Origin of the sequence: Bradyrhizobium sp. CCBAU 53340, from assembly GCF_015291645.1 — a bacterium.
Lineage (GTDB): Bacteria > Pseudomonadota > Alphaproteobacteria > Rhizobiales > Xanthobacteraceae > Bradyrhizobium.
Map to the genome: position 1 here is coordinate 3,878,952 of NZ_CP030055.1, position 20,920 is coordinate 3,899,871.

Below are 20,920 nucleotides of genomic sequence, written 5' to 3' on the forward strand. Positions count from 1 at the left end.
CATGCACAAACCTCAATTTGCTGGACATTGACATGACCGATGCCATCCGCCCGCTGATCGCCGGCAACTGGAAAATGAATGGCCTGAAGGCCCAGGAAGCCGAATTCGACGCCATGCTCAATGGCGCGGCAGACGTCGCAGGTAAGGCCGATCTGCTGGTCTGCCCGCCGGCGACCCTGATCGCGGCCTTTGCCGACAAGGCGCGCGGCCAGAAGGTCGCTGTCGGGGCCCAGGATTGCCATCCCAAGGCCTCCGGCGCCCATACCGGGGATATCGCTGCTGAAATGCTGGCTGACGCGGGGGCGAGCGCCATCATCGTCGGCCATTCCGAGCGCCGCGCCGACCACGGTGAGGGCGACGCCCTGATCAGGCAGAAGGCGGAAGCGGCCTGGCGGGCCGGGGTGGTGGCGATCGTCTGCATCGGCGAGACGCAGGCCCAGCGCGATGCCGGCCAGACCCTGGATATCCTGCGCGGCCAGCTCGATGGCTCCCTACCGGACGGCGCGACCGCGGCCAACTTGGTCGTCGCCTATGAGCCGGTTTGGGCGATCGGCACGGGCCTCACGCCTACGGCCAAGGATGTTGAGCAGATTCATGGGTTTATCCGGGAGTTCCTGACCTCCCGGTTCAAGGCCGACGGTGCGAAGATGCGAATCCTCTATGGCGGCTCGGTGAAGCCCTCGAATGCGGCCGAGCTGATGGCCGTGAAGAACGTCAATGGCGGCTTGGTCGGCGGCGCCAGCCTGAAAGCGGCCGATTTCCTTGCGATCGCCAAGGGCTGCCCCTAGCTAAGCGTAAAGCGCGGACCGGGCCGATCGGGGGTGGCAATGCCCCTTCCGATCGTGTAACACCGCGCAACTTCAGGAAAACCCGCGAAGCGCGATCGGCCGCCGTCAGGCGCCGCCCGCTTGTGACGGAAGGATACTATGCAGACCGTTGTCATCGTCATCCACCTCATGATCGTTGCCGTCATGATCGGTGCCGTCCTGCTCCAGAAGTCGGAGGGCGGTGGCCTCGGCATGGGCGGAGGCGCGGGCTTCATGTCGAGCCGCGGCACCGCGAATCTGTTGTCGCGCACCACGGCGATCCTCGCCGCCGGCTTCTTCCTGACCAGCCTGTTTCTGTCCTGGTACGCTGGCTACAACCGCGCGCCGTCCTCGATCATCGGCCAGCCGGCGTCGCAGACGCAGCCGGCCGGTGGTGGTCCGATCGCCCCGCCGACTTCGGGCGGTATTCTGGACACGTTGAAGAAGGCGGACGAGCAGCAGCAGCAGGCCCCGGCAGCGCCGAGCGGCCCGCAGGTGCCTCGCTCGCAATAAAGCAGGGGGGCCATGCAGGACGATGGCTAGCGTCCTGCATCAACAATCCCCATCAAGGCACTGTCACCATTCTTCGTTTTGGCTCACCCACAGGCCCGCAGATTCTTTGGGGCTGAATACGAATCGTTTTGGCGAATCGGGTTCGAGGGATTAGAGGTTAGGTCCCATGGCGCGGTACATATTCATCACCGGCGGCGTGGTTTCTTCGCTCGGCAAAGGTCTGGCTTCAGCGGCACTCGGTGCCCTGCTGCAGGCCCGGGGCTACAAGGTCCGCCTCCGCAAGCTCGATCCCTATCTCAACCTCGATCCCGGAACGATGTCGCCGTATCAGCACGGCGAAGTGTTCGTGACCGATGACGGCGCGGAGACCGATCTCGATCTCGGTCACTACGAGCGCTTCACCGGACGGCCTGCGACGAAGCAGGACAACATCACGACCGGGCGCATCTATCAGGACATCATCACCAAGGAACGCCGCGGCGATTATCTCGGCGCGACCATCCAGGTGGTGCCGCACGTCACGAACGCCATCAAGGAGTTCGTGCTGTCAGGCAATGACGATTACGACTTCGTGCTGGTCGAGATCGGCGGCACGGTCGGCGACATCGAGGGCCTGCCGTTCTTCGAGGCGATCCGCCAGCTCAAGAACGAGCTGCCGCGCGATCACGCCGTCTACATCCACCTGACGCTGCTGCCCTACATTCCCAGCGCCGGCGAACTCAAGACCAAGCCGACGCAGCACTCCGTGAAGGAGCTGCGCTCGATCGGCATCCAGCCCGACATCCTGCTCTGCCGTACCGATCGCGAGATCCCGAAGGAGGAGCGGCGCAAGCTCGGGCTGTTCTGCAACGTGCGCGAAAGCGCCGTGATCGAGGCGCGCGACGTCGACAACATCTATGCCGTCCCTGAGGCCTATCACAACGCCGGCCTCGACGACGAAGTGCTCGCCGCCTTCGGCATCGGCTCGCGGATCCCGCCGGTACTGCAGAGCTGGCAGCAGATCAACGAGCGCATCCGCAACCCTGAGGGCAACGTCACCATCGCCATCGTCGGCAAGTACACCGGCATGAAGGATGCGTACAAGTCGCTGATCGAGGCGCTCTCGCATGGCGGCATCGCCAACAAGGTGAAGGTCAACCTCGACTGGATCGAGAGCGAGATCTTCGAGAAGGAAGATCCGGCGCCGTTCCTCGAGCACGTCAACGGCATCCTGGTGCCCGGCGGCTTCGGCCAGCGCGGTGCGGAAGGCAAGATCAAGGCGGCGCAGTTCGCGCGCGAGCGCGACGTGCCGTATTTCGGCATTTGCTTCGGCATGCAGATGGCGGTCATCGAGGCGGCGCGAAACCTCGTCGGCATCGAGGACGCCAATTCCACCGAGTTCGGTCCGACCAAGGAGCCCCTGGTCGGCCTGATGACGGAATGGTTGCGCGGCAACGAGCTCGAGAAGCGCTCGCAGGCCGGCGATCTCGGCGGCACGATGCGGCTCGGCGCTTATCCCGCGGCGCTCAATCGCGGCAGCCGCGTCTCGCAGGTCTATGGCGGCGCGACCGAGATTTCCGAGCGCCACCGCCATCGCTACGAGGTCAACACCGCCTATAAGGACCGCCTCGAGCAGCACGGCCTGAAATTCTCCGGCCTTTCGCCCGACGGCGTGCTGCCTGAAATCGTCGAGTACGAGGATCACCCCTGGTTCATCGGCGTCCAGTTCCATCCCGAACTGAAGTCGCGGCCGTTCGAGCCGCATCCGCTGTTCGCCTCGTTCATCGAGGCGGCGGCGAAGCAGAGCCGGTTGGTATAGTTGCTCAGCCGCCTTTGACGATCGCGCATTTTGTTGCGACAAGCACCCTGCAAGAACAACAATGCAGGGAGTGAGCTCCGATGATCTACGAAATGCGCCAGTATCGCTGTGTGCCCGGTCGCCTGCCGGCCCTGCTGAAGCGCTTTGACACGATCACGCTGAAGATCTGGGAGAAGCATGGCATCAAGCAGGCCGGGTTCTTCACCACGCTGATCGGGGAATCCAATCAGGAACTGACCTATTTCCTGGCCTGGGAGTCGCTGGCCGAGCGCGAGAAGAAGTGGGGCGCGTTCATGACCGATCCGGAATGGCTCGAGGCGCGCGCCAAGACAGAAGCGGACGGCCAGATCGTCGCCAACATCGTCAGCCAGATCCTGGCACCGACGGCTTTCTCGTCGGTCAAATAGCGGTCTTTCCAGCGAGAGAGGCTGCGGCGCAACCCTGATATTCGAAGGTCAGATATTCGAAGGTCTTGGCCGAATGGGGTTGATCCCACCCATTCGGCCGCTATGGTCGCGCCGAAACAGGGATTTTGCGCCGTGAGCACCAGTCAATCAGCAGCGCCGGTCGTCACCGTCGGGTCGGTTAAATTCGGCAATGATCTGCCGATCTCGATCATTGCAGGTCCCTGCCAGCTCGAAAGTCGCCAGCATGCGCTGGAGGTCGCCTCTGCGCTGAAGGAGATCACCACGCGGCTGAAGATTGGCCTCGTCTACAAGACTTCCTTCGACAAGGCCAACCGCACCAGCGCCTCGGCGGCGCGCGGCCTTGGTCTGGCGCAGTCGCTGCCGATCTTCGCCGAGATCCGTTCCTCGCTCGGCCTGCCCGTGTTGACCGACGTGCACGACGCCGCGCAATGCGCCGAGGTGGCGCAAGCCGTCGACGTCCTGCAGATCCCGGCCTTCCTGTGCCGGCAGACCGATCTGCTGCTGGCTGCAGCCGCAACCGGCAAGGTCGTCAACGTCAAGAAGGGGCAGTTCCTCGCGCCCTGGGACATGGCGAATGTCGTCGCCAAGATCACCAGCGCCGGCAATCCCAACGTGCTGGTCACCGAGCGCGGCGCCTCCTTTGGTTACAACACGCTGGTCTCGGACATGCGGTCGCTGCCGATCATGGCGCGCACCACTGGCGCGCCCGTGATCTTCGATGCGACCCATTCGGTGCAGCAACCGGGCGGGAAGGGCGCGTCGTCCGGCGGCGAGCGCGAGTTCGTGCCGGTGCTGGCGCGCGCGGCCGTGGCCGTCGGTGTCGCCGGGCTCTTCATTGAAACCCATCCTGATCCGGATCGCGCGCCGTCCGACGGACCGAACATGGTGCCGCTGCATCAGTTCGAAGGGCTGATTCGCACGTTGATGGCGTTCGATACAGTGACCAAGAGCATCACGCGCTGATGCACCAGCCTGTGACGAGGCCATCCTCCGAGCAGAAGTTTCCACCCGCGATCAACATCATCGCGCTTGCCGGCTTCTCGGCGGCGCTGTCGACGCGGGCGCTCGATCCCGTGCTGCCACATGTGGCGGAGGATTTTGCGATCAGCATCACCACGGCCGCGAGCATCGCGGCCGGCTTTGCCCTGATCTATGCGCTGGTGCAGCCGGCGATCGGCGCGGCCGCCGATCTGTTCGGCAAGGCGCGATTGATGACGATGTGCCTGGCGCTGCTCGGCGTCGCCTGCATTCTCGGCGCGCTGACGAGTACGTTCTCGGCCCTGTTCGCCACCCGCATCCTGGCCGGCATCGCCTCCGGCGGGGTGTTTCCCGTCGCGCTCGGCCTGACCGCCGACCTCGTTGCACCCGCCAAGCGACAGGTCGCGATCGGGCGCACGATGGCGGGATCGATGACCGGCAATCTGCTCGGCGCATCCGCCTCCGGCATCATCGGCGATTTCATCGGCTGGCGCGGCGTGCTCGTGATCCTCGGCGCGCTTGGCCTGATCGCGGCCCTGGCGGTCGCGGCGGGTTTTCGCGGCGCTGCGCTGACGCCGCCGCCGAAGACCGACCTGAAGACGCTGAGGCAGGGTTACCGCACCATCTTCGCCAATCCCAACACGCGCTACTGCTACTCGGCCGTCTTCGTCGAGGGCTGCTGCGTGTTCGGCCTGTTTCCTTTCATCGCCGCGTTCCTGTTTGATCTCGGCGAAAAATCATTGTCGATCGCGGGCATCGTGATCGCAGGATTTGCGGTCGGCGGCTTGCTCTACACCTTGACTGTATCGCGCATGCTGCCGTGGCTTGGCGTCAAGGGCATGATGATCGCCGGCGGCTGCCTTGTAGCGTTGCAGCTCGGCGCGCTCGCCTTCGGTCCCGGCTGGAAGCTGCAATTCGCCAGCATGCTGGCGATGGGCTGGGGCTTCTACATGATCCACGGCTGCCTGCAGGTGTTCGCCAGCGAATTGTCGATCGGGGCGCGGGCGACCGCGATGTCGCTGCATTCGTTCTTTTTCTTCATGGGGCAGACCGTCGGACCGCTGGCCTACGGCCTTGGCCTCCAGCACGGCGGCAAGCTACCGGCGCTGCTTGCGAGCGCGGTGATCATGGTGGTGCTGGGTCTGGTCTGCGCACAGATGCTCAAGCCGCGTGCGCCGTCTGACGCGCGGGCCTGATAGGCGTCGAACTTCCGCTACGATCGATGTCTAGCCCCGCCCGCGATAGGGCGCGACGCCCTGCTCGGGCACCCACAGGCCCTTCGGCACGCGACCGGTCTGCCAGAACACGTCGATGGGAATGCCGCCGCGCGGATACCAGTAGCCGCCGATGCGGAGCCATTTCGGCTTGATCTCGGCGGCGATGCGTTTGCCGATCATCACGGTGCAGTCCTCGTGAAAGGCGCCGTGGTTGCGGAAGCTCGCGATGTAGAGCTTGAGCGATTTCGACTCCAGCAGCCACTGGCCGGGCGCGTAGTCGATCATCAGATGGGCGAAATCGGGTTGTCCCGTGACCGGGCAGAGCGAGGTGAATTCCGGCACGGTGAAACGGACCAGATAGTCGGTGCCCGCTTGCGGATTGGGCACGCGGTCGAGCTTGGCTTTCTCCGGCGTATCAGGCCATTCCACGGCGCGACCGAGTTGCAGGCTGGACGAGGTCTTCGATTTGTTGGGTTTTTTCGGCATGGGGGCCCTCATAGCCAATCATCAGGCGGCCGTCACCCGGCCTTTTCCGCTTCGATGCATTGCGGTAGAAGCACCCGCGAACTGCCCCCCTTTGTTCCCCGAAAAGAGGCCCCCATGACCGCCATCATCGACATCATCGGACGCGAAATCCTCGATAGCCGCGGCAATCCCACCGTCGAGGTCGACGTCGTGCTGGAAGATGGTGCGCTCGGTCGCGCCGCGGTGCCGTCAGGTGCCTCCACCGGCGCCCACGAGGCGGTCGAGCTGCGCGACGGCGACAAGGCCCGCTATCTCGGCAAGGGCGTCACCAAGGCGGTCGGCGCCGTCAACGGCGAGATCTTCGAGGCGCTGAGCGGCCTCGATGTCGAGCAGCAGGCCCAGATCGACCAGATCATGATCGAGCTCGACGGCACACCGAACAAGAGCCGGCTTGGCGCCAACGCCATCCTCGGAGTGTCGCTCGCCTGCGCCAAGGCGGCCGCGAACTCGCTCGACATGCCGCTCTATCGTTACGTCGGCGGCACCTCGGCGCGGCTGCTGCCGGTGCCGATGATGAACATCATCAATGGCGGCGTGCATGCCGACAATCCGATCGACTTCCAGGAATTTATGATCCTGCCCGTCGGTGCGTCCTCCTTCGCCGAGGGCCTGCGTTATGGCGCCGAAGTGTTCCACACGCTGAAGTCGGAGCTGAAGAAGGCCGGCCACAACACCAATGTCGGCGACGAGGGCGGCTTCGCCCCGAACCTGCCGTCGGCGGATGCCGCGCTGGAGTTCGTCATGAATGCGATCGGCAAGGCCGGCTTCAAGGCGGGCTCCGACATCGTGCTCGGCCTCGACTGCGCCTCCACCGAGTTCTTCAAGGACGGCAAGTATGTCTATGAAGGCGAGGGCAAGACCCGTTCTGTCTCCGAGCAGGCGAAATATCTCGCCGACCTCGTCGGCCGCTATCCGATTGTCACCATCGAGGACGGTATGTCGGAAGACGACATGGACGGCTGGAAGGAGCTCACCGACATCGTCGGCAAGAAGTGCCAGCTGGTCGGCGACGATCTCTTCGTCACCAACGTCAAGCGCCTCGCCGAAGGCATCAAGGCCGGTCGCGCCAACTCGATCCTGATCAAGGTCAACCAGATCGGCACGCTGACCGAGACGCTCGCCGCCGTCGAGATGGCGCACAAGGCCGGCTACACCTCTGTCATGTCGCACCGCTCCGGCGAGACCGAGGATTCCACCATCGCCGACCTCGCGGTCGCCACCAATTGCGGTCAGATCAAGACCGGCTCCCTTGCGCGTTCCGATCGCACCGCCAAATACAACCAGCTCCTGCGCATCGAGCAGCAGCTCGGCAAGCAGGCGCTGTACGGCGGCAAGGCGGCACTGAAGGCGCTGGCATAAGCCAGCGTCACCGCGCGAAAGCGCGAACAAGAGGACAGGGGAGGATCGACATGAGCGATGGCAAGACCGGACTGCAACTGCGTTCGCTGATCAGGAAGAGCGGTGAACTTGAAATCTCGCTTGTCGATGTGCCGACCCCCGAGCCTGCGGACGACGAGGTCGTCGTCCGCATCGAGGCGGCGCCGATCAACCCCTCCGACCTTGGCCTGCTCGTCGGCGCCGCCGACATGAGCACGGCCAAGGCATCAGGCACGAAGGATGCGCCGGTCATCACCGCGAAGGTGCCTGATGGTGCGATGCGCGCGATGGGGGCGCGGATCGACCAGTCCCTGCCTGTCGGCAATGAGGGCGCCGGCGTCGTCATCAAGACCGGCTCCTCGGACGCCGCGAAGGCGCTGATGGGCAAGACGGTGTCGATGATCGGCGGCGCTATGTATTCGCAGTACCGCACCTTGAAGGCGAGGGACTGCCAGGTGCTGCCCGACGGCACGAGTGCGGCCGAGGGCGCCTCCTGGTTCGTCAACCCGCTCACCGCACTCGGCATGACCGAGACGATGCGGCGCGAAGGTCACAAGGCCTTGGTGCACACCGCAGCCGCCTCCAATCTCGGCCAGATGCTGAACAAGATCTGCATCAAGGACGGCATTCCGCTGGTCAACATCGTGCGCAGCAAGGAGCAGGCGGAGATTCTGCACAAGATCGGCGCAAAATACGTGGTCGATTCCAGCGCGCCAAGCTTCCTCGACGACCTCACCAATGCGCTGGTCGAGACCGGCGCCACCATCGCTTTCGACGCCATCGGCGGCGGCAAGCTTGCCGGCGACATTCTCAACTGCATGGAAATCGCGATCAACAAGACCGCGAAGGAATACAGCCGCTACGGCTCCAGCGTGCACAAGCAGGTCTATGTCTACGGCGCGCTCGACATTCGTCCCATCGAGCTGCCGCGCGGCTTCGGCATGGCCTGGGGCGTTGGCGGCTGGCTGCTCACTCCGTTCCTGCAGAAGATCGGGCCTGCCGACATCGCGCGGCTGCGTCAGCGCGTCGTGAACGAACTGAAGACGACCTTTGCCAGCCACTACACCAAGGTGGTGTCGCTGCAGGAGACGCTCGAACCCGCCAACATCGCGGTGTACGCCAAACGTGCCACCGGCGAAAAATTCCTCATCAACCCAAATAAATCTTCGTGATCTGCGACGGCGGGTGATCAAAAAGAGGTCTTGCCTTCTGAGCGAAGCGGAAGATTATTCCGCCGCGTTGAAAGCGGAAAAACCGCAACGCGCGCTCAGAAGGGGACATCTTCATGATCGATCTCAATCGCCGTCATCTGCTCGCAGGCGCGGCCGCCATCAGTGCGGCTGCCGCGACCGGCCTCCGGCCGTCCACCGCCAATGCCGCAGTGCCGCAAGCCGGCGCTCAGGCACCGGGCTTCTACGTTACAAGGTCGGCAGCTTCGAGTGCACCTCGATAAATGACGGTGCACGCAGCTTTCCGATGCCGGACAAGTTCGTCACGAACATCCCAAAGGACGAGGCGCTTGCCGCCGCCGATGCCGCCTACATGCCGAAGGGGATGGTCACTGTCCCGTTCAATCCGCAGCTGATCAACACCGGCTCCAAGCTCGTGCTGATCGATACCGGCAACGGCGTCGCCAACCTGGAGCCCAGCAAGGGCGCAGTCGGCCGTACCCTGCAAAACCTGCAGGCCGCCGGCATCGACCCGAAGAGCATCGACGTCGTGCTGCTCTCGCATCTGCATCCGGACCACACCAACGGCATCCGCCTGGCCGACGGCTCGATGGCCTTCCCGAACGCCGAGATCATGGTGCCGCTGAAGGATTGGGAGTTCTGGGCCAGCGAGGAGAACGCGGGCAAGGCCTCCAGCGACATGATGAAGAACTACTTCGCCAACGTGAAGAAGACCTTCGCCGGCATCGAGTCCAAGGTGACGAAGTACGAATGGGGCAAAGAGGTCGTATCCGGCATCACCTCGATCGGAACGCCCGGCCACACGCCCGGCCATACTTCATTCGCGGTCGCCTCGGGCGACAAGAAGGTGTTGATCCAGTCGGACGTCACCAACATTCCGGAACTGTTCCTCCGCAATCCGGACTGGCACGTCGCCTTCGACACCGACGGCGCGATGGCGCAGGAGACCCGTCACAAATTCTACGACATGGCAGCGGCGGAGAAGGCGACCGTCATCGGTTTCCACTTCACCTTCCCCTCGGTTGGCCATGTCGAGAAGGATGGCGCGAAGTATCGCCTGATCCCGTCGGCCTGGAATCCGACGATCTGATCCGATCTTCAGATTTGCGCGAAACGTCGGGCCGCCGTCTGGCGGCCTGATTGTTTGAGTGACCATCTGCTTTCGCGAAACGCAGCGTTTCCAAATCGGACCGGTTCATGCACTTGCATCCATTGGCCCACATCGCTTAAGTGCCATCAGGCACTTCCGCTCAAGCCTCAAGGACACCCAATGGCCTACAATATCGTCGTGATCGCCGGCAGTCTGCGCAAGGACAGCTTCTCGCTGAAGATCGCCAACGCGCTCGCCGAGCTCGCGCCGGCATCGCTCAAGCTCGACGTCATCACGCCGGCGGGCATCTCGTTCTTCAACCAGGATCTCGAGGGCGCGCCGCCCGCCGACTGGCTCGCCTTCCGCGAAAAACTCCAGAAGTCCGACGGCGTCATCTTCGTGACGCCGGAATACAACCGCGCCATCCCGGGCGTGCTCAAGAACGCCATCGACGTCGCCTCGCGGCCCTATGGCAAGAGCTCGTTCAACGGCAAGCCGGTCGGCATCATCTCCAATTCGCCGGGCGCGCTCGGTGGCGTCAGCGCCGCCAAGACGCTGCAGAACATCCTGCCCGGCATCTCTGGCCCGATCATGCAGCAGCCCGAGACCTATCTGAATGCGGTCGGCGATGCCTTCGATGCCGAGGGCAACCTGACCAAGGACTCGCTGAAGGGCGTGCTCCGGGCCTATCTCGACGCTTTTGCTGCGCACGTCGCCAAGCACCACGGCTGAGGTTTCTCAGCCGAGGTTGCCCAGCTCTCCGTCATGGCCGGGACAAGCCCGGGCATGACGACTGCGGTCGGCGCAATTAGCACTCCCTTAACCAAGCTGGCCCATCTTGCCAAAATGGTCTCCCGCGCCCGCCTCAAATCGATCCTGACCGGTCTTGCCCTCTATGCGATGGCGGCCGCCATCGTCGGCTATTTCGGCGTCAACGCCTACACCGGCAAATACGGCCTCAACGCCCGCCAGGAGCTCGACCAGGAGATCATCGCGCTGACCAGCGAGCTCGCCCAGCTCAAGCGCGAGCGCGCCCGGAGCGAGCAGCGCGTGTCGCTGTTGCGCACCGAGAGGATCGATCCTGACATGCTGGACGAGCGAGCCCGGTTCCAGCTCGACTACGTCAATCCGCACGATCTCGTTCGGATGATCCCGCAGAACTAGCGCTTTCCGCGCCATTCGAAACGGGCCGCGAAAGCGCCCGTTCATCGTTCCGGAATTCGTACTTCGAACCGCCACCTTGACGCCGGCGCGGCGCGCCGGGCACTCCTAGCCCGGCGCGATGCCGCCAAAGGTTGACGGAGATCAATCGGGGTGTGCAAGGCGCCGCTTAGACTGCTTCCCGGAGGAAACGGTGATGGATGGGTCAATGCCCCGGCATCACGCGGCTCGTGTCGAGGCCGCTATTGCATCAGGCCAGGCGGCTCGTTCCGCGCTCGTGGCCTCGTGGCGCCGTTCCTCCCGATTGCATCATCTCGATCCCTGCGGCCGCAGCGCGCCGTTGCGTCTGAGCGACCCTGAGCTGCGACAGGCGCGCGAGCGCGTCGCGCCACTGCTGGCCGCCGCGCAAGGCGCCATGGACCGGCTCTATCAGGCGGTCGGCGCAAGCGGCTGTTGTGTGCTGCTCGCCGACGGCGAGGGGGTGCCGGTCGACCGGCGGGGCACGTCGGCCGACGACACGACGTTTCAATCCTGGGGCCTCTGGACCGGTGCGCTCTGGAGCGAGGAGCACGAGGGCACCAACGGCATCGGCACCTGCGTTGTCGAGCAGCGGCCGCTGACGATCGATCGCGACCAGCATTTCTTCACCCGCAACACGCTGCTGAGCTGCACCGCCGTTCCGATCTACGACCATGAGGCGGCCTTTGTCGGCGTGCTCGACGTCTCCTCCTGCCGTGCCGACCGCACCGATGCCTTCTCCAGCCTGATCGCGCTGGCGGCCGGTGAGGCGGCGAGGCGGATCGAAGCTGACCTGTTTCGCCGCGCCTTCGCTGAAGCCCGTATCGTGCTGACGCCGGGACCGGACGGCCAATCCATTGGCCTCGTCGCGGTCGACGCGGATGATCTCGTGATTGGTGCGAGCCGGTCGGCGAGGGCGGGATTCGGGATCGCGCCGGGCCGGGCGCTGCAACCGGTTCCCGCGGCAGATCTGCTCGGCGGCGATGCCGCGCGGGATCATCTGGCTGGCGGCCAGCGCGCAGTGGTGCAGCGGGCGCTGCTCCGTGCCGGTGGCAACGTTTCGGCAGCTGCCAAGGCTCTCGGCATCAGCCGCGCCACGCTGCACAGGAAGCTGAAGCAGTTCGAGCTGAAGCACTGAGTGCTATTGCCTTGCGACTGTCGCAGTTCTGCGACAGGTCCGCACCTACATCGCATCCACCCGGGCTGACAGAAATCACCTTCCGCGAGATCGTTGGCGCAAGTCGTGAGCACACGACGATTTGCGCAAACATCAACATCGGGAGTGATCAATGAACAAGGTGGAATTCCTCAATCTCACGAAGAATCCGTTCGCCGCAAGCTATGACAATTTCATCGGCGGCAAATGGGTGGCCCCGCGGACGGGCAAGTACTTCGATAACGCCTCGCCCGTGACCGGGCAGGTCGTCTGCAAAATCGCCCGCTCCGACGCGCAGGACGTTGAAGCTGCGCTCGACGCCGCGCATGCGGCCAAGGACGCCTGGGGTCGCACCAGCGTCGTCGAACGCGCGATCATCCTCAACAGGATCGCCGATCGCATGGAAGAGAATCTCGAGCGGCTCGCGATCGCCGAGACCTGGGACAACGGCAAGCCGATCCGCGAAACCCGCGCCGCCGACCTGCCGCTTGCGATCGACCATTTCCGCTACTTCGCCGGCGCCATTCGCGGGCAGGAAGGCAATCTCTCCGAGATCGATCAGGACACCGTCGCCTATCATTTCCATGAGCCGCTCGGCGTCGTGGGCCAGATCATCCCCTGGAACTTCCCGCTGCTGATGGCCTGCTGGAAGCTCGCGCCTGCGATCGCCGCCGGCAATTGCGTGGTGCTAAAGCCCGCCGAGCAGACGCCGGCTTCGATCCTGGTCTGGGCCGAGCTCGTCGGCGACCTCTTGCCGCCCGGCGTGGTCAACATCGTCAACGGCTTTGGCCTCGAGGCCGGCAAGCCGCTCGCCTCCAGCCCCCGCATCTCCAAGATCGCCTTCACCGGCGAGACCACGACGGGCCGGCTGATCATGCAATATGCCAGCCAGAATCTGATCCCGGTCACCCTGGAGCTCGGCGGCAAGTCGCCGAACATCTTCTTCAAGGACGTGTTGGCCGAGGACGACGATTTCCTCGACAAGGCGGTCGAAGGCTTCGTCATGTTCGCGCTCAACCAGGGCGAGGTCTGCACTTGTCCGAGCCGGGCACTGGTGCACGAATCCATCTACGACCGCTTCATGGAACGCGCGCTCAAGCGCGTCGCCGCCATCGTTCAGGGTGATCCGCGCGATGCCGCGACGATGATCGGCGCACAGGCCTCCAGCGAGCAGTTGGAGAAAATTCTTTCCTATATCGACATCGGTAAGCAAGAAGGTGCCAAGGTTCTGGCCGGCGGCGCGCGCGCAAACCTCTCCGGCGATCTCGCCGGCGGCTTCTACATCCAGCCGACGGTGTTCCACGGCAACAACAAGATGAGGATCTTCCAGGAGGAGATCTTCGGACCCGTCGTGTCGGTCACGACCTTCAAGACCGACGAGGAGGCGCTGTCGATCGCCAATGACACGCTCTACGGTCTCGGTGCCGGCATCTGGAGCCGTGATGCCAACCGCTGCTACCGCTTCGGCCGGGCCATCCAGGCGGGCCGCGTGTGGACCAACTGCTACCACGCCTATCCCGCGCACGCGGCGTTCGGCGGCTACAAGCAGTCGGGCATCGGTCGCGAGACCCACAAGATGATGCTCGATCACTACCAGCAGACCAAGAACCTCCTGGTCAGCTACAGCCCGAAGAAGCTCGGCTTCTTCTGATCGGGCAGTCCGGGCAGGGCAGTGCAATTCTCCCGTTGCGCTGCCCTGTGCCGGTGAGATGGCAGCCATGAATGACAAGGTCAGCGCCACTGAGGCTGCACTCGAGCTCCTGGCCGAGATCTGCAAGGATCACGGCCCGGTGCTGTTTCATCAGTCGGGAGGCTGTTGCGATGGCTCATCGCCGATGTGCTACCCGGCCGGCGAATTCGCCGTCGGCGAGAGCGATGTGCTGCTCGGCCATATTGGTGGCATGCCCTTCTATATCGGGGGGCAGCAATACGAGATTTGGAAGCACACCGACCTCATCATTGACGTCGTTCCCGGGCGCGGCGGGATGTTTTCATTGGACAACGGGACGGAGAGGAGGTTCTTGACCCGGTCGCGAATCTGTTCAGCCGACCGCAGCGGTTAGATTTGTTACGCAATCAGTGCAAAAGATTTTGCAATATTTCCACCCACGTTGCAGTGCGGCATAATGAAAATCGCGTCGCGGCGCTGCGGTGCTTTCCAAGGGCGTTTGAGTTGGGTTAGAGAGGGCTTAGTTTTCTCTGACCCGGAATTCTCATGGCCGCCCCCAAGAAAGCCGCCGCAAGCAGCCCACACGACAAAACCGACGGCGCTTCGCCTCCGGAATTCACAAGAGAGCAGGAGCTGAAAGCGCTCCGCGACATGCTTCTGATCCGGCGATTCGAGGAAAAAGCGGGCCAGCTCTACGGCATGGGCGCGATCGGCGGCTTCTGCCATCTCTATATCGGCCAGGAGGCCGTGGTAGTTGGTATGCAGATGGCCCTGAAAGAGGGCGATCAGGTCATCACCGGCTATCGCGACCATGGCCACATGTTGGCCACCGGCATGGACGCCAACGGCGTCATGGCCGAGCTCACGGGCCGCCGCGGCGGTTATTCCAAGGGCAAGGGCGGCTCCATGCACATGTTCAGCAAGGAGAAGCACTTTTACGGCGGCCACGGCATCGTCGGTGCGCAGGTCTCGCTCGGCACTGGTCTTGCCTTTGCCAACAATTATCGCAGCAATGGCAATGTCAGCGTCACCTATTTCGGCGATGGCGCGGCCAACCAGGGCCAGGTCTATGAGAGCTTCAATATGGCGGAGCTCTGGAAGCTGCCGGTGATCTACGTCATCGAGAACAACCGCTACGCGATGGGCACCGCGGTCTCGCGCGCATCGGCGCAGCAGGATTTCTCCAAGCGCGGCGTGTCGTTCAACATCCCCGGCAAGCAGGTCGACGGCATGGATGTCCGCGCCGTCAAGGCCGCGGGCGACGAGGCTGCGGCCTGGTGCCGTGCCGGCAAGGGCCCCTTCATCCTGGAGATGCAGACCTACCGCTATCGCGGTCACTCGATGTCCGATCCCGCCAAATACCGCACGCGCGAGGAGGTCGAGAAGGTTCGCCACGACCAGGATCCGATCGAGCAGGTGCGCAACCGCCTGCTTGCGGCCAAGGTGAGCGAGGCTGACCTCAAGGCGATCGACGCTGAGGTGCGTGACATCGTCAACGCCTCCGCCGACTTTGCCCAACATGATCCCGAGCCGGATGCCGCCGAGCTCTGGACCGACGTTTACCGCTAAACGCGCGCAAGCTTTCTTTTGGAGTCGATATGCCAATTCAAGTGCTGATGCCCGCGTTGTCGCCCACGATGGAAAAGGGCAACCTCGCCAAATGGCTTAAAAAAGAGGGCGAGACGATCAAGTCCGGCGACGTGATCGCCGAGATCGAGACCGACAAGGCCACCATGGAGGTCGAGGCGACCGATGAGGGCACGCTCGGCAAGATCCTGATTCCGGAAGGGACCGCCGACGTCGCCGTGAACACGCCGATCGCGACCATCCTCGCCGATGGCGAGAGTGCCGCCGATCTTGCGAAAGCACCTGCGCCGGCCGCGAAGGCTGCTGAATCCGCGCCGCCCGCGGCTGCCAAGGCCGAGGCGCCCGCGCCCAAGGCCGCGCCCGCACCGCAGGCCGTCGCCGAGCCTGATCCCGAAGTGCCCGCCGGCACCGAGATGGTCACCCAGACCATCCGCGAAGCGCTGCGCGACGCGATGGCCGAAGAGATGCGCCACGACCCCGACGTGTTCGTGATGGGCGAGGAGGTCGCCGAATATCAGGGCGCCTACAAGGTGACGCAGGGCCTGCTGCAGGAGTTCGGCGCGAGGCGCGTGATCGACACCCCGATCACCGAGCACGGCTTTGCCGGCGTCGGCGTCGGTGCCGCCATGACCGGGTTGAAGCCGGTGGTCGAGTTCATGACCTTCAATTTCGCCATGCAGGCGATCGACCAGATCATCAACTCCGCGGCCAAGACGCTGTACATGTCCGGCGGTCAGATGGGCTGCTCGATCGTGTTCCGCGGCCCCAACGGCGCAGCCGCGCGCGTCGCCGCCCAGCATAGCCAGGACTATTCGGCCTGGTATTCAAACGTCCCGGGTCTCAAGGTCGTCGCACCGTTCTCGGCCGCCGACTACAAGGGCCTGCTCAAGGCCGCGATCCGCGATCCCAATCCGGTGATCTTCCTCGAGAACGAGGTGCTCTACGGTCACACCGGCGAAGTGCCGAAGCTCGACGATTTCATCGTCCCGATCGGCAAGGCGCGCATCGTTCGTTCCGGCAGCCACGTCAGTATCATCTCCTGGTCGAACGGCATGACCTATGCCCTGAAGGCCGCCGACGAGCTCGCCAAGGAGGGCATCGAGGCCGAGGTGATCGACCTGCGCACGCTGCGTCCGATGGACACCGAGACCATCGTCAACTCGGTCAAGAAAACGGGGCGTGCCGTCACGGTGGAAGAGGGCTGGGCCCAAAGTGGCGTCGGCGCCGAGATCGCCGCGCGCATCATGGAGAACGCCTTCGACTATCTGGATGCGCCGGTTGCGCGCGTTGCAGGCAAGGACGTGCCGATGCCTTACGCCGCGAACCTGGAGAAGCTCGCGCTGCCCTCGGCGGCAGAAGTCGTCGAGGCCGCAAAAGCCGTCTGCTACAGGTAGACCATGGCGGGCCCCAAGGAACAGCCACTGCCGCCCGACGTCATGACCCGCGACGATGCGGTCGAGATCCTGCGCGTGTTCGTGCTGGATGGCGGGCTGTCGATGGCGTTCCAGCGCGCCTTCGAGGAGCCCGACATGTGGGGCCTGCTGCTAGTCGATCTCGCCCGCCACGCCGCGCGCGCCTATGCGCGCGAGAGCGAATACACCGAGGAGGACGCGTTGAACCGGATCCTCGACATGTTCCAGGCCGAGATCGAACGTCCCACAGACGCCGGCACCACGACGCCGCGCGGGAAGGGACACTGACCCGTGGCGATCGAAGCGCACCATTATGATTTCATGCTGGAGGCGATCCGCGAGGCCGAGGCCTCGATCGCGCAAGGCGGCCTGCCGATCGGCGCGGTGCTGACGCGCGGCGACAAGATCATCGCCCGCGGCCACAACAACCGCGTGCAGGAGAACAATCCGATCCTGCACGGCGAGATGAGCTGCCTGCGCGAAGCCGGCGCGATCTCGTTCCACGACACCGTCATGTACACCACGCTGTCGCCATGCTCGATGTGTGCCGGCGCGCTCGCTTTGTTCAAGGTCAAGCTCGTGGTGATCGGAGAATCCGTCACCTTCGAGGGCTCCAAGGACATTCTCGACAAGTTCGGGATTCCCTGGATCGACCTTGCCGACGACCGCTCCATCACCATGATGAAGAATTGGCGTTCCATCCCTGCCAATGAGCGCCTGTGGCAAGGCGACATCGGCAACTAAACCCGGTCTGTTCGTCTTCATTGTCGGAGACGACGTTTTGAGAAGTTCTTCGTGAGGTCAGCATGCCCATCAACATCCTGATGCCAGCTCTTTCGCCGACGATGGAGAAGGGCAACCTCGCCAAGTGGCTGAAGAAGGAAGGCGACAAGGTCAAGTCAGGCGATGTCATCGCCGAGATCGAGACCGACAAGGCCACCATGGAGGTCGAGGCCATCGACGAGGGCACCATCGCCAAGATCCTCGTGCCCGAAGGCACGCAGGACGTCCCGGTCAACGATGTCATCGCGGTGCTCGCCGGCGAGGGCGAGGACGTGAAGGCTGCTGGCAGCGCCAAGCCCAGCGCCTCCGCCGCGCCTCCGAAAGCCGCCGAAGCTCCCGCTGCGGCACCGGCTCCTGCGCCTGCTGCGCCCAAGGCTGCACCGGCACCTGCTGCCGCTCCGGCGCCTCAGGCTGCTGCACCGGCCGCGCAGAGCAACGGCCATGCCGGCCGTGTGTTCTCATCGCCGCTGGCGCGGCGTCTTGCCAAGGAAGCCGGCATCGACGTCGGCATGGTCACCGGCACCGGCCCGCACGGCCGCGTGGTGGCGCGCGACGTCGAGCAGGCCAAGTCAGGCAAGGGCCTCAAGGCGCCCGCCGCGGCGTCCTCCGCAGGCGCGTCCTCGATCGCGCCGACCATGTCGGACAAGCAGATCCTGTCGCTGTTCGAGCCCGGCTCTTACGACATCGTCCCGCATGACGGCATGCGCCGCACCATCGCGCAGCGCCTGACCGCGTCGATCCAGAACGTCCCGCACTTCTATCTCACAATCGACTGCGACATCGGCAAGCTGCTCGCCGCGCGCGAGGAGATCAATGCGGCCGCGCCGAAGGACAAGGAGAAGAAGCCGCTCTACAAGATCTCGGTCAACGACTTCGTCATCAAGGCGATGGCGGTGGCGCTGCAGAAGATCCCGAACTGCAATGTCAGCTGGACCGAGTCAGGCATGGTCAAGCATCACCATTCCGACGTCGGCGTTGCCGTGGCGATGCCGGGCGGCCTGATCACGCCGATCATCCGCAAGGCCGAGACCAAGACGCTCTCGACCATCTCCAACGAGATGAAGGATTTTGCCGCGCGCGCGCGTTCCCGCAAGCTGAAGCCTGAGGAATACCAGGGTGGCACCACGGCCGTCTCCAACCTCGGCATGTTCGGCATCAAGGACTTCACGGCGGTGATCAACCCGCCGCATGCCACGATCCTTGCTGTGGGCACCAGCGAGGAGCGGCCGGTGGTGCGGAGCGGCAAGATTGAGATCGCAACAATGATGAGCGTGACGTTGTCCTGCGATCACCGTGCCATCGACGGCGCGCTCGGCGCCGAGCTGATCGGCGCCTTCAAGCAGCTGATCGAAAACCCCGTCATGATGATGGTCTGAAGCTGTCGCTGATAGGACCACGTTGAATGCGAACGCGCTGGCCCTGGATTTCGATGTTGCTGTCGATCATCGTTCTCGTCAGCCCGATCGGCACGGAAATCCTGCACGATGCATTCGTCAGCGGCGAGCAGCTCTCGCGCAGCATTGCGCAGCCGATCGCCCTGGTCGGGTTTGCGATTCTGATCTCGATCTGCATCGTCGAGTGGCTGGTCAGGTCGATTGTTTCAAAACGCCGCGCCCGCGGTGCAACGGTTTGAGTTGAATGGGAGCCGCAATGGCCGATACATCCTTCGACGTCATCATCATCGGCTCCGGCCCCGGCGGCTACGTCACCGCGATCCGCGCCGCTCAGCTCGGCTTCAAGACCGCGATCGTCGAGAAATCCTATCTCGGCGGCATCTGCCTGAACTGGGGCTGCATTCCGACCAAGGCGCTGCTGCGCTCGGCCGAGATCTATCATTACATGCAGCACGCCAAGGACTATGGCCTGTCGGCGGAGAAGGTCTCGTTCGATCCGAAGGCGGTGGTGCAGCGTTCGCGCGGCGTCTCCAAGCGGCTGAACGACGGCGTCGGCTTCCTGATGAAGAAGAACAAGGTCAGCGTGATCTGGGGCGCGGCCTCGATCGACGCACCCGGCAAGATCACCGTGAAGAAGTCCGACGTCGAGGCGCCCAAGGGGACGCTAGGCGAGGGGACCTATCAGGCCAAGCACATCATCGTCGCGACCGGGGCGCGGCCGCGCGTGCTGCCGGGCCTCGAGCCCGACAAGAAGCTGATCTGGACCTACTTTGAAGCGATGGTGCCCGAGCGGATGCCGAAGTCGCTCCTGGTGGTCGGCTCCGGCGCGATCGGCATCGAGTTCGCCTCGTTCTTCCATACCATGGGCAGCGACGTCACCGTGGTCGAGGTGCTGCCGCAGATCCTGCCCGTCGAGGACGCCGAGATCGCCGGCCTTGCGCGCAAGCGGCTGGAGAAGCAGGGCATCAAGATCATGTCCTCGACCAAGGTGACCAAGCTGGAGAAGAAGGCCGACAGCGTCATTGCCACCATCGACGACGGCAAGGGCAAGCCTGTGACGACTGAGTTCGAGCGCGTCATCTCAGCGGTCGGCGTCGTCGGCAATATCGAGAACCTCGGCCTCGAAAAGCTCGGCGTGAAGACTGATCGCGGCTGCATCGTGATCGACGGCTACGGCAAGACCAACGTTCCCGGCATCTACGCCATCGGCGACGTCGCCGGTCCTCCGATGCTCGCTCACAAGGCCGAGCATGAGGGCGTGATCTGCATCGAGGCGATCAAGGGCCTGCATCCGCATCCCATGGATAAGAACATGATCCCGGGCTGCACCTATTGCCATCCGCAGGTCGCCTCGGTCGGTCTCACCGAAGCCAAGGCCAAGGAGAGTGGCCGCGAGATCCGCGTTGGCCGCTTCCCCTTCGTCGGCAACGGCAAGGCGATTGCGCTTGGCGAGGACCAGGGCCTGGTCAAGGTCATCTTCGACAAGAAGACTGGCCAGCTGCTCGGCGCCCACATGGTCGGCGCTGAGGTCACCGAGCTGATCCAGGGCTACGTCGTCGCCATGAACCTGGAGACGACGGAAGAAGAGCTGATGCACACCGTGTTCCCGCATCCGACGCTGTCGGAAATGATGAAGGAGGCCGTGCTGGATGCGTACGGGCGGGTGCTGAATATCTGAGGTCAGACCCGTCATCCTGAGGTGCGAGGCCAGCGGTGCAAAGCACCGTTGGCAGAGCCTCGAAGGATGAGCGGCCGAGATGCAGCAGTCGGGCCGTCGCCCTTCGAGGCCTCCGCTTCGCTCCGGCACCTCAGGGTGAC

21 protein-coding genes and 1 pseudogene are annotated in these 20,920 nt (G+C 64.0%); 21 read left to right on the forward strand and 1 reads right to left on the reverse strand.

Annotation, left to right across the window (positions count from 1 at the left end; all coding sequences use genetic code 11):
* The first annotated feature begins 32 nt into the window (after positions 1 to 32).
* The 6 genes from tpiA to XH89_RS18435 all read left to right on the forward strand — a co-directional run bounded on the left by tpiA (position 33) and on the right by XH89_RS18435 (position 5,719).
* Positions 33 to 788 (forward strand): triose-phosphate isomerase, encoded by a 756-nt coding sequence (tpiA, locus tag XH89_RS18410; protein WP_194461887.1) that lies wholly within the window; start codon positions 33 to 35, stop codon positions 786 to 788.
* A 138-nt stretch (positions 789 to 926) separates the two neighbouring features.
* On the forward strand, positions 927 to 1,319 hold the full coding sequence (gene secG, locus XH89_RS18415; RefSeq protein ID WP_194461888.1) for a preprotein translocase subunit SecG: 393 nt from the start codon (positions 927 to 929) through the stop codon (positions 1,317 to 1,319).
* A gap of 166 nt (positions 1,320 to 1,485) precedes the next feature.
* Entirely contained in the window at positions 1,486 to 3,117 is a 1,632-nt protein-coding gene (locus XH89_RS18420) for a CTP synthase (RefSeq protein WP_194461889.1), read from the forward strand.
* An 80-nt stretch (positions 3,118 to 3,197) separates the two neighbouring features.
* Positions 3,198 to 3,524 carry an NIPSNAP family protein gene (locus XH89_RS18425; protein WP_194461890.1) on the forward strand — a complete coding sequence of 109 codons (327 nt, stop codon included), beginning with the start codon at positions 3,198 to 3,200 and terminating at the stop codon, positions 3,522 to 3,524.
* A 132-nt stretch (positions 3,525 to 3,656) separates the two neighbouring features.
* Complete coding sequence (gene kdsA, locus XH89_RS18430) at positions 3,657 to 4,508, forward strand: 3-deoxy-8-phosphooctulonate synthase (RefSeq protein ID WP_194461891.1); 852 nt, start codon at positions 3,657 to 3,659, stop codon at positions 4,506 to 4,508.
* Positions 4,508 to 5,719 (forward strand): MFS transporter, encoded by a 1,212-nt coding sequence (locus tag XH89_RS18435; RefSeq protein WP_194461892.1) that lies wholly within the window; start codon positions 4,508 to 4,510, stop codon positions 5,717 to 5,719. The genes kdsA and XH89_RS18435 overlap by 1 nt, the downstream gene beginning before the upstream one ends.
* A 30-nt stretch (positions 5,720 to 5,749) precedes the next feature.
* On the opposite strand, the gene queF is transcribed toward XH89_RS18435, so the two are convergent.
* On the reverse strand, positions 5,750 to 6,226 hold the full coding sequence (gene queF / locus XH89_RS18440) for a preQ(1) synthase (RefSeq protein WP_194461893.1): 477 nt from the start codon (positions 6,224 to 6,226) through the stop codon (positions 5,750 to 5,752).
* 114 nt (positions 6,227 to 6,340) lie between these two features.
* Between queF and eno the strand changes: the two genes are divergently transcribed.
* The 15 genes and pseudogenes from eno (at position 6,341) to lpdA (ending at position 20,780) form a co-directional block, all read left to right on the forward strand.
* Entirely contained in the window at positions 6,341 to 7,624 is a 1,284-nt protein-coding gene (gene eno, locus XH89_RS18445) for a phosphopyruvate hydratase (protein WP_194461894.1), read from the forward strand.
* Positions 7,625 to 7,674: 50 nt separating this feature from the next.
* Positions 7,675 to 8,814 carry a zinc-binding dehydrogenase gene (locus tag XH89_RS18450; protein ID WP_194461895.1) on the forward strand — a complete coding sequence of 380 codons (1,140 nt, stop codon included), beginning with the start codon at positions 7,675 to 7,677 and terminating at the stop codon, positions 8,812 to 8,814.
* Positions 8,815 to 8,927: 113 nt separating this feature from the next.
* Positions 8,928 to 9,922: pseudogene (locus tag XH89_RS18455) on the forward strand (MBL fold metallo-hydrolase).
* Positions 9,923 to 10,102: 180 nt separating this feature from the next.
* Positions 10,103 to 10,654 carry an NADPH-dependent FMN reductase gene (locus tag XH89_RS18460; RefSeq protein ID WP_194461896.1) on the forward strand — a complete coding sequence of 184 codons (552 nt, stop codon included), beginning with the start codon at positions 10,103 to 10,105 and terminating at the stop codon, positions 10,652 to 10,654.
* Positions 10,655 to 10,768: 114 nt separating this feature from the next.
* On the forward strand, positions 10,769 to 11,086 hold the full coding sequence (locus XH89_RS18465) for a septum formation initiator family protein (protein WP_194468539.1): 318 nt from the start codon (positions 10,769 to 10,771) through the stop codon (positions 11,084 to 11,086).
* A gap of 193 nt (positions 11,087 to 11,279) precedes the next feature.
* Positions 11,280 to 12,239, forward strand: coding sequence for a GAF domain-containing protein (locus tag XH89_RS18470; RefSeq protein WP_194461897.1), 960 nt, complete (start codon positions 11,280 to 11,282; stop codon positions 12,237 to 12,239).
* A 151-nt stretch (positions 12,240 to 12,390) separates the two neighbouring features.
* Complete coding sequence (gene adh, locus XH89_RS18475; RefSeq protein ID WP_194461898.1) at positions 12,391 to 13,908, forward strand: aldehyde dehydrogenase; 1,518 nt, start codon at positions 12,391 to 12,393, stop codon at positions 13,906 to 13,908.
* Positions 13,909 to 13,975: 67 nt separating this feature from the next.
* Positions 13,976 to 14,320 carry a DUF779 domain-containing protein gene (locus XH89_RS18480; protein ID WP_194461899.1) on the forward strand — a complete coding sequence of 115 codons (345 nt, stop codon included), beginning with the start codon at positions 13,976 to 13,978 and terminating at the stop codon, positions 14,318 to 14,320.
* A 152-nt stretch (positions 14,321 to 14,472) separates the two neighbouring features.
* Positions 14,473 to 15,495, forward strand: coding sequence for a pyruvate dehydrogenase (acetyl-transferring) E1 component subunit alpha (gene pdhA / locus XH89_RS18485; RefSeq protein ID WP_194461900.1), 1,023 nt, complete (start codon positions 14,473 to 14,475; stop codon positions 15,493 to 15,495).
* A gap of 29 nt (positions 15,496 to 15,524) precedes the next feature.
* Complete coding sequence (locus XH89_RS18490) at positions 15,525 to 16,907, forward strand: pyruvate dehydrogenase complex E1 component subunit beta (RefSeq protein ID WP_194461901.1); 1,383 nt, start codon at positions 15,525 to 15,527, stop codon at positions 16,905 to 16,907.
* A gap of 3 nt (positions 16,908 to 16,910) precedes the next feature.
* Positions 16,911 to 17,213: a DUF5076 domain-containing protein gene (locus tag XH89_RS18495; protein ID WP_194461902.1), complete on the forward strand. Its 303-nt coding sequence runs from the start codon at positions 16,911 to 16,913 to the stop codon at positions 17,211 to 17,213.
* Positions 17,214 to 17,216: 3 nt separating this feature from the next.
* The gene (locus XH89_RS18500) at positions 17,217 to 17,669 is read left to right on the forward strand and encodes a nucleoside deaminase (protein ID WP_194461903.1); all 453 of its coding nucleotides are present in this window, start codon (positions 17,217 to 17,219) and stop codon (positions 17,667 to 17,669) included.
* 62 nt (positions 17,670 to 17,731) lie between these two features.
* Positions 17,732 to 19,084, forward strand: coding sequence for a pyruvate dehydrogenase complex dihydrolipoamide acetyltransferase (locus XH89_RS18505; RefSeq protein ID WP_194461904.1), 1,353 nt, complete (start codon positions 17,732 to 17,734; stop codon positions 19,082 to 19,084).
* A gap of 26 nt (positions 19,085 to 19,110) precedes the next feature.
* Entirely contained in the window at positions 19,111 to 19,341 is a 231-nt protein-coding gene (locus XH89_RS18510; protein ID WP_194461905.1) for a hypothetical protein, read from the forward strand.
* Between the two features lie 17 nt (positions 19,342 to 19,358).
* Positions 19,359 to 20,780 (forward strand): dihydrolipoyl dehydrogenase, encoded by a 1,422-nt coding sequence (gene lpdA / locus XH89_RS18515; protein ID WP_194461906.1) that lies wholly within the window; start codon positions 19,359 to 19,361, stop codon positions 20,778 to 20,780.
* The last annotated feature ends 140 nt before the right edge of the window (positions 20,781 to 20,920 follow it).